The sequence below is a fragment of the Sphingobacterium sp. 1.A.5 genome (assembly GCF_002734235.1).
In the GTDB taxonomy this organism is placed as follows: domain Bacteria; phylum Bacteroidota; class Bacteroidia; order Sphingobacteriales; family Sphingobacteriaceae; genus Sphingobacterium; species Sphingobacterium daejeonense.
Genome location: NZ_PEBA01000038.1, coordinates 1 through 9,946 on the forward strand (window position 1 = coordinate 1; position 9,946 = coordinate 9,946).

Here is a 9,946-nt window from a genome sequence, read left to right on the forward strand (position 1 = left end):
TTCATGTTGCCAGTAGTGCTGCGGAGTCCATTAGAAATGTCACGAACCGAATCTGCCGAAGAGAGATGGCAGAATAGCATGCTCACAAAATGCGTCCAACTGTTGATGCCCTTGTGATGTTTGTCAGATTGATGTTCGTGAACCAATTTTTTGAAAATGTTCCGATCTACGAGTCCCAAAATCTGAGAGAATACGTTTATATTTACCATGGCGATGGATCAATTTTGGCGAAATAAATATAGCATTCCCTGCTATATAAATCCACCGCCATTTTTTCCCTCGTTTAGGACGCTACTGAAATAAAACTTAAAAAAGAAATCCATATATCTGACCTTTTCAATATTATACTTTCGGTAGAAGGAGTAAAATCTGTTGATAATCTGTCAGTAAGAGGTTGTGAGCATATAAATTTTAATTCATCATCATCATGGAAATTTCAAATCCCTGTAAATTATGTAACTGAGTTTTCATTAAAATGCACAGAACTAAAATTCAAGAAGAACGGAATTCCTGTTGATATAAACTTCAATAAATTTGAAGGAGTTCTAAATATTAACTTTTCGAATTCTGGTAAAGTGCTTTATCAGAATCCATCAAAATTTTTGGACAGAGAAATTCCAAATGGTATCTATCATGAAGATTTAGATGACTATTATTTATTACAAGAGGATTTCCCAAGAGTTTATGGCATTTCTGAAGGTGGATTACCTGATGATGTTTCCGATCACAGAAAAGCGCAAGCATTACAGCTACAAGGGTACCTGTTGTTTTTTGACCAGGTTTTAGCAGGTTATTTGGCTCAATTGAAGAATATTAGAACCCTGTTCTCCATGAATTCTTCCGATGATCCAAATTTGAAAAGAACTTATTTCTTGAACAAATTAGCTGACAATGAAAATTTGTCAAAATTGCTGCGGTTTGCCGTAGGAACAGACAGCAATAATGATTTGGGAAATGAAGGTAATAGCCTAATTAGACCAATCCATAAATCAAAATTAATTGATTTAATCCATACGAATGAAACGGATATTGTAAACCCTGAGGAATTGGAATTGTATACTTTCAATTCATTGATAAATCTTCAAATTGCACTTAATCAGTTTAAAGAAGATCTCATAAATAACCAATATCAATTTGGTTTTTTAAACCAATATTCCGATAACATCCACTATTATATTTTGGGATCAAATGATGAATTTGCCCTTATAAGTAAATTTGGTTTCGAATCTATTTCAGCTGCGAACCTACACCTTAGTTCAGTAACTTATGTAGGCTCCTTCGAAGAAAATTATAGAAGTTTTATCATTGATGAGAATAATGTATCTTTTGATCTAGAACTCAATCTCTCAACCTTCAAATCTTATTTGGCTTTGATAATTGAAGATCGGGATTTATACCATTCACGAAGAAATACATTTTTAAACCATTTACTCGCTAGGTTTTCTGAAAAATTTACTGACAATGTCCTAGGAGAATATGCAAATGAGGCAATTAATTCTGCTGATGAATCCCTCCTTGCTAAAGAGGATTTCTTAACTCAATACGATGATTTAAGTGCTAACCGGGCTAAAGCATATAATTATTTACAAAACAATTGGAATAATTTAAATGGCTCTGGTTTTGAATTGGAAGCAAAATATCGTGCTGGAATAAAAAATAAGAAAGTCCATAGTTTATGTAATTTCATAGTGGAACAATTGGATGATTATTACATTGCTGAATTGATTATTGGAAATGAAAAATTTTTCACCTTAAATGAAAAATTCGACTCCGAAATTGAAGCTGAAGAGGCCGCCCAATTAGCGTTTAATGCAATATCAAACCCTGAAAATCTAAAAACAAAATACATCGCACATGATAAAATATTTTCAATTGTTCTAAATTATCGAGAAAGTCAATATATCCCTTTCTTCAAACAGTATTCCACCTCTCAGGAGGCAGATACAGTTCGAACATCCTTAAACAGAATGTTTGCCAATACCCCAAAAGAAGAGGTTTACATCAACAGCTATTCTTATAGTTCTCAATTATTAAATTCAGACCAAAAAGTAGTCCGACAGTTAATTAATTCTTTTGATACCGCAATCCAAGCTTTTGATGCTGCTGGAAAATCTATTAATAAAATTAATGACAGCAAGATTTGGTCAAGTGAAGGTATTGATAATTTTAAAATAACTCAATTGATCCCAAACCAAACTGATCCAAAACATTCAAAATATATTGATGTCAAGGAATTTAAGGTAAATATCAGCAATTCAATAGTAGGTAAACCAAAGCTATTTACTTACGAATTATTGGATAATTCAAATACTTTCAAATTCTTCGCGAATGTGGAATTTGAAAATAACAGAACGGCTAAAAACCATGCTTATCTAGTTTTATCATTAGCTTCTCAGTTTTCGAGTTATTCTATAGATCGTTCTTCTGTAGATTCAAAATTTAAATTAAATATCCGGGTTGATGATAGGATAGAGGCATATATTAATTTGGAATTTGATACTGAAAATGATGCTGCTCTAATGCGGGATCAAATAATCAAAACTATTCATAATTACCAATATCAAATCACTACTGAAGCTGAGCCAAAAGGGTGGAAGTTCAATTATGATTTAGGATATGATCCTCAATCTAATTATAAGTTTAGTAGTACCAAGGAATTTAAAGATGAGGAGTCCGCAATCAAAGCGCTAAAATCATTCCATCAAGCAATTCCATCATTAAGGTTGGGAAAAAGTAAAAATGGACCGATCCTAACACAGCAAAATAAAGGCAGCAAATTACCAACTGTAGTGATTCAGCAATCTGAAAATACAGACCTCAAGCTGTTGGAAAATGCTTTGAATGAACAAAAAAATATCGCACAATATTATAGTAGCAGTAAAAAACAGAATTTCAAAGCAGCTGTAAGAAAAGAGGCAAGTGAAAATGCTCCTCAATTTATTTATAGATTGGTGGACAAAGATAATGTGATAGCAGTTTATCAAGAAGGTTTTTCCGAAAAAAAAGACGCCTTATTAGCCAAAAAGAAAATCTATAAATTACTGCGAACCTATAAACAATACTTGCAATTGTGTCTGGGAGGAGATATTATTAGGGAAATTGTCGGAAAAAATAATAAAACCAAATCTTATAAGTATTTAGTAAAAGCACATAATCTTCAATACAAAAATAAGGGTCCAATTAATGAAGAATTGATATTGTTTGAGAGTTATCAAACATTCCCAACAAAAGAATTAGCATTAAAAGCATTTGAAGACACATATTTTCAAATCCTTGAATTGGCAGCAGTTGAAAGCAGCTATGGAACAATAATTAGTTTTGAAGAATCGATTAATAATCAAGCTTTGGTTGTAATCCCTGAAATTACACAAGAAGAAATTGGAACATATTCTGACGGAAGCATCCAACAATTTATGCAGCGATTGGTAAAAACCTACCCAATCAAGAAACTCCAAGACCAATATTATTTCTCTACTTTCTTTTCGGAGAAAAATCCTCAACAATGGAAAAGCACTAAATTTTATAGTTCTGCTGAAGATGCTTGGATAGATTTCAATTTTTTCTTGATGCTTTTGAGATATCCCGGTAATATTTTTGTTGACTGCGATTCTTCGGAAAATGAAAATGCTACTTATAAAATATTTATCCGTGAAGTACTAGCTGAAAGTACAGAAAAATTTTACACTGAAGAAGCTGCTTGGGGTGAAGACGGTGTCGAAAAATTTATTTGTGCTGTTCAATCTCAATTAGGACTTCATAAAGTCCAAAATAAAAATAACTGTTGTTACTCATTTTATCTCAATTGCGGACCTGATTTTCTTGAACATCCATGTAGTTATGATACCGCAAAAAAAAGAAATCAGGTCCTAATTGAATTGTATGACAGATTCAAAATTTTCTTGGAAAAGAAATCATATAGTTTTGATAGTGAAGATAATATAATATTGTTAAGGGATGTAGAAGGAAATTATTTTGCATATAAAAGAATTGAAAAATCAGAAAACCAAGATTCATGCACTCTTTTATTCGAAATCCTGGAAGAATTCCAAAATCCAGAAAATAAATATGTATTGGAAGGAGAAGTAATTTATCTGCAAGATAAAGTTGGAAATGTATTATTGGAGAGCTATGAAAAGAATTGGGATATTGAAGATTTCAAAGAGAAACTCAGACAATTTATTTGCTATTTCCCAATTTCTAGAAAATTGGATAATTATAATATTTTCCAATATAGCATTGAAATCAAATTGCCAGGGTTCAATGCTTGTCAGGAAGAAAAATTAAACCCCTGCGGGTGTGTTGAAGAGAGTGAAGAAGAGAGTATTTGTTTTATTGCTTGGAAATCTTCATGTCCTTATGATAGTTGTTCGGAGGCATTACGTATGTGGCGTTTGGCTCTATCTTTACTGACCAATTATGAAAATTATAAGGCGATTCTGGACTGCTCTTGCAATACCTTTGGAATTGCATTGAATTATGATCCCCAACACATTGCTTATAATCCACAATGCTATGAATCTTCCCAAAAACTATGCGAAGCAGTAGATAGGACAATAACTTTGTGTAATTCGGAAGGTCTTCATGCTATTGAACATATCCTTCTTCGACCACGCTGCCCCGAAGATTGCGACTATAGGTCAGACCTTTTTCTTGGGCAAAGAGAATTTTCGACAAGTTACATCTGGGAGGTTGACCATTCTGATCCTTGCTCAGATGATTCAGATATAATTTTTAGACCGGGTATTGATCCTTATTCTTTTATTTCAACCGTGGTATTACCTGCCTGGCCTGAAAGATTCCGAACAGAATCTGGAAAAATGATTATGGAGGACATTTTGTACCGGATGGCGCCAGCGCATGTGTTGCTCAGAATATTATGGCTTTCACCTCATGAATATTGCTGCTTTGAAAGCAAGTATAAAGATTGGAGAAAATGGATCGCAAAAATGAATACCTGTAATAATGAATTCTCCGTAAGAGATTTTATGGACTTTTTGTTTAGAAGAAATTATAAAAAACTTCATGAATGTCAAGACTGCCTGCCTTGTAACTCGAAAATTCAAACAAATATCTCTTGCATGTATAGATATGATAACCAAATAGAGGATAATAAAAAATCATTCCAAGACCAAGTAAATGCTGTATTCGGTTGGATGATTTCCCTTGAAGGAGAATATCAGTTCTTTAGTTGTGATCAACAATATAACCGGGACAGAAAACCTGTAAATAAAGTGTCCCGAAAAGTGAAAACTATCAAAAAGAAACCGAAATGAACCACATCATCATGAAACAACATATGGATATCCAAATGAAAAATGGATTAGATAGTTTCGGTATTCAACAGAAACTAAGTGATCAATATTGGAGTTATTTTATACCATTATTTGATGAAATATTCGATGAATTAACACATGATAATGAAGTGCTTTCAATCAATAAAATTGAAATTGACCTAGGTGAAATATTACTTGAAGAAATCCTGAAAATTAATGAAAAACCAGAACTCCTTAGAAAAACAAAACAGCAAATTATTGAACAAATTACTAAAGAGATTTCAGGTACAAATACTATAGTAAGTTCATTGCCTGAAAATCACTTCCATCAATGGATGTTCTATATGAAAAATGGCTATTTAAATTGGAATGTTGCTTCTATGGAAGATATAGTTTTTCAGCATGTACTTGAAGTATTAGCAATGGATGGCTCAAAAGTTGAAATATTTGCCCATGAAGTATTGAAAAAATCTGAATTCCTGAGTCGATTAATATTCCAACACTCGGAAGATTTTTTAAAGAATCTACTCATTATGATTGCCCCAGATATAAAATCACAAATCATAAATCAAATCGATTCTTTCAAGGAATTTGCAGAAAACCAATTGCTATCAGAAAGTGAAAAATTGAATGCTATCCAATCATTTTATAGAGAATTTATTTACAATGTTGTTAAACTAAGTTCAAATGGTTTTGATGAATCAATTGTTTTCACACTTGAGAATTTAGAGGCTATGAGTTTTGAGGTGAAAGATTATAATAGTGATACCAATGAAAATATATTAAGTGAGTCCCAAATTGCTGAAGATAATAATCCAATATATGCTAATAATGTTGGTCTCGTGTTAGTTCATCCTTTTATAAGTACACTTTTTAAGAATCTTGAATTAGTTCAAAATCATGAATTTGTAAACAAAAAAGCTAGAGAAAGAGCAGTATATCTTCTGTACTATGCAGTTTCGGGGCTACAAAATCCAAAAGAATATGAGTTAGTAGTACCTAAGATCTTGTGCGGTTTTCCAATCCATTCAGTCATTTCAAATCAAGTTTTTTTATCACCAAATGAATTATCGGAGATAGATGATATGTTAAATGGAATGATTGCCAATTGGGAAATTTTAAATAATACATCTATTGAAGGGCTACGTGATGGGTTTTTGAAAAGAAAAGGAAAAATTAATATTCATGCCGATAAAATAAAAATCTTAGTAGAAAAGGGCTCAATTGATATGCTTCTGGATTACCTACCATGGAATTTAAGCCATATTAAATTGCCATGGTTAAAGCATATCATCCAAGTTGAATGGAGATAAAATCACTTCCATTCATTTACGTTTTTGTTGACCATTTAGTTATAGTATTATGTCAGAAAAACCACTCGTATTAAAATGGAATCAGGTTACCCTTGATGCCATTAAGTTATCCAAAACATCAACTCCAATTGCAGCTCGAGCATTAGCGATGGTGCATACAGCAATGTACGATGCTTGGTCAGTATATAATCCTTGCGCCATCAGTACCAGTACTGCGAAATATATAAAAGTTCCAAACCAAAACAGCGGAAAAGAAAATATTAGAATTTCTTTTAGCTATGCTGCCTACAGGGTTTTATCTGAATTGTTCTGTCATAAATTGCCTGCCGAGCATAAGGGAATATTTAGGGAATTGATGTGTCAATCGGGTTACGATCCAGAAAATAAATGTATGGATATTAATAAGCCCGAAGGAATTGGAAATCTCTTTGGAAAGATTATTCTTGAACAAAGGATTGGCGACGGTGCTAACCAATATGCTAACCTAAAAATGCCAAGATGGTCAGATTATACAGGATATCAACCTAAAATTAAAAATGATAAAAATAATAAACATAAGTTTGTATTACCTCATTGGGGTTTGGTAAAGTCATTTTCATTGTCCTTCAATTGGCAGTATAGACCATCATCTCCATTTGTTATAGAACAACCAGAGTTCAAGGCTCAGGCTAAAGAGATATTGGACATAAGTGCTGCATTGACAGATGAACAAAAAATAATCGCGAGTTATTGGGATGATCCTCGTGGGACTTATACTACGGCTGGCCATTGGTGTGAAATCGCTCAGTTTGTGGCGCAGAGAGAATATTATAGAAATTCAATGTGTATAAAATTGTTCTTTGTGCTGTCTAATGCATTATTGGATGCTAGTATCGCCGCTTGGGAGTGTAAACATTTTTATAACTCTGTTAGACCAATAACTGCAATAAGAGAATTGTTTTCCGGTTTTGGGGTTCATGCCTGGGCTGGACCATGTAAAGGAACTGAAACAATGAAAGGTGAACAATGGATGCCTTATATAAAAACTCCAAACACACCAGAATATATATCCGCACACAGCTGCCTGAGTAGGGCAGCAGCAATAATCCTTAAGAATTTCACAGGAAATGATGCCTTTGGAGGAAGAACCACCATTAAGATGGGATCATCAAATATCGAGGCCGGCGTAACACCGTGTATGGATATGGTATTGGAATGGCCAACGTATTCCGCTGCCGCTGAACAGGCAGGGTTATCCTGTATCTATGGTGGCACTCATTTTTCTAAAGGAACGGATGAAGGACATAAACTAGGATTAAAAGTTGCTGTTGGTGCGTGGGAAAAAGCTAAAGTCTATTTTAATGAAAAATAAAAAAGACATAAAAGAATCTCATGAAACTAGTATCTCATTCCTCGATTTCAATTCACCTGAAGAATTTAGATACTTAGAACAATTGATCTTATACAGATTAAATGTCTATTTTCCTGATGGCAACGATATCCCCAAACCATTGCCGATCTATAAAAAATGGTCCCCTAAACTTTTTGAATTTATTGTCATTCACAAGCTGAACATAAATGAAGCAAGCCTGTTGGTTTTAGGAATGATCCCACATATCCAACCCGACCTTTTTGATAACCTCATCAATTTTAAACTCAATCAATCCGGTGATTTCCAGAAAATTGGTGGCGTGCGGGGAAAAGACTTTCGAGGGTTTTTGCCTACCGCGGAAACAGCAATATTTTTATTGGCCGAAGATGATTTTAGCAAAAGAATTGAAATCCAAAAACTATTTTGGGCAGACCATATCTTCGAGAAAAAGAAAATATTATGGCTCGATGACCATGCATCTGGAGAACCCGAGATGAGCAGTAAAATTATGTTCTCCAAAGAATTTCTGGACCAATTTATTTATGGTGAATCTACACAACCAAAATTTAGTATTCACTTCCCAGCAAAACTCATTAAAACAGAACTTGAATGGAAAGACCTTGTTATAAATGACGAACTGATAACGCAGGTAAATGAATTAAAGAGTTGGTTGAGATATAATTCATTATTGGTTAATGAATGGAATATGTCTGGAAGAATTAACAATGGCTACAAAGCGTTGTTGTATGGTCCGTCTGGAACAGGTAAAACCCTAACCGTTGGTCTTTTGGGGAAAGAAGTAGGCAAGGAAGTCTATAAGATTGACCTTTCGATGGTATTGTCAAAATATATCGGTGAAACCGAGAAAAATCTCGAACAGATTTTTGCTAAAGCTGAAGACAAAGGTTGGATCCTTTTCTTTGATGAAGCAGACTCCTTATTCGGCAAAAGAACCAATGTCCGGGATGCGCATGATAAATATGCTAACCAAGAAGTATCCTATCTCTTGCAGCGCATTGAAGACTATAACGGTATGGTCATTCTTGCTACCAATATGAAAAACAATATTGATGATGCTTTTATGCGTCGATTCAATGCAATCTTAAAATTCAGCATCCCCGAGCCTGATGAAAGAGTCAAGATTTGGAGACTCGCTTTTCCGCAAGATGTCCAATTCTACAACAACGACCAACCTGCAGATATCCCAGAAATGGTGAAGAATTATGTCATTTCCGGAGGATCAATCATCAATGTAGTCCATTACGCCTGCATCAAAGCATTCGAAAGACAGCAATATAAGGATACAGCAAAACGAATCTACTATACCGATGTCCTTGCCGGCATAAAAAAAGAATTGCTGAAAGAAGGAAAACCCTTTGGATAATGTTGGTGTCCCCACTTGCCATGGATTGTGTCCCAACCGTCGTGGTCGGTTTTCCCACTCGCCATGGTTGGTGTCCCCACCAACCATCCGTAGCTGAGCTAGCTCAAGTCTTGAGCGTTGGCCAGGGGAATGGCCTGACTTGGGCTAATAACACAAAATATTTACCATTCCATGGCTGAAAAATCACCACATCACCAACACCATAGGTGTGGCATGTTTGTTAACCCCGCTAGGGGTACAACTATTCTAGAAACCATTGTTCCAAAACATAAAACCCCAGAGGGGTGCAACTATTCTAGGCAGGTGGGGACACCTGCCACGGCGAAAAAACCCCATCGGGGTTAAATGCCGGAGGCATGAAATATCTCTTAAATGCCATCGGCATGTAATATCTATAGAAATGTATATCGCCTCAAACACCAACGCCGTAGGTGTGGCATGTCTGTTAACCCCAGAGGGGTGCAACTATTCTAGAAAAGATTACACAGCGCCATCCAGGGGCTGTATCACATTTATATTTCAGTTAATATTTGGTCTAATCAATTTCTCAGGGTCTGTGGATGACCTCGGCTTGATTTTTCATTTTTTGCCTTTCGGAAGTCCAATTGTAGAGAAAAAGCAGCTT

Annotated in this window: 6 protein-coding genes; 5 read left to right on the forward strand and 1 reads right to left on the reverse strand. The window is 34.7% G+C overall.

Going from position 1 to position 9,946, the window contains the following annotated elements; translation table 11 throughout:
* A partial coding sequence (locus CRT24_RS14305; protein WP_218962599.1) for a DUF4372 domain-containing protein occupies positions 1-209 on the reverse strand: 209 nt, incomplete at its 3' end.
* Between the two features lie 393 nt (positions 210-602).
* Here CRT24_RS14305 and CRT24_RS14310 point away from each other — a divergent pair.
* The 5 genes from CRT24_RS14310 to CRT24_RS21075 all read left to right on the forward strand — a co-directional run.
* Positions 603-5,273: a hypothetical protein gene (locus CRT24_RS14310; protein WP_144034590.1), complete on the forward strand. Its 4,671-nt coding sequence runs from the start codon at positions 603-605 to the stop codon at positions 5,271-5,273.
* The gene (locus CRT24_RS14315) at positions 5,270-6,586 is read left to right on the forward strand and encodes a contractile injection system tape measure protein (RefSeq protein ID WP_099371904.1); all 1,317 of its coding nucleotides are present in this window, start codon (positions 5,270-5,272) and stop codon (positions 6,584-6,586) included. The genes CRT24_RS14310 and CRT24_RS14315 overlap by 4 nt, the downstream gene beginning before the upstream one ends.
* Positions 6,587-6,635: 49 nt before the next feature.
* The gene (locus CRT24_RS14320; protein WP_099371905.1) at positions 6,636-7,937 is read left to right on the forward strand and encodes a vanadium-dependent haloperoxidase; all 1,302 of its coding nucleotides are present in this window, start codon (positions 6,636-6,638) and stop codon (positions 7,935-7,937) included.
* Positions 7,927-9,321 carry an ATP-binding protein gene (locus CRT24_RS14325; RefSeq protein ID WP_099371906.1) on the forward strand — a complete coding sequence of 465 codons (1,395 nt, stop codon included), beginning with the start codon at positions 7,927-7,929 and terminating at the stop codon, positions 9,319-9,321. Before CRT24_RS14320 ends, CRT24_RS14325 begins: the two co-directional genes overlap by 11 nt.
* 400 nt (positions 9,322-9,721) lie before the next feature.
* The coding region (locus CRT24_RS21075; RefSeq protein ID WP_218962641.1) for a hypothetical protein at positions 9,722-9,946 on the forward strand (225 nt) is incomplete at its 3' end.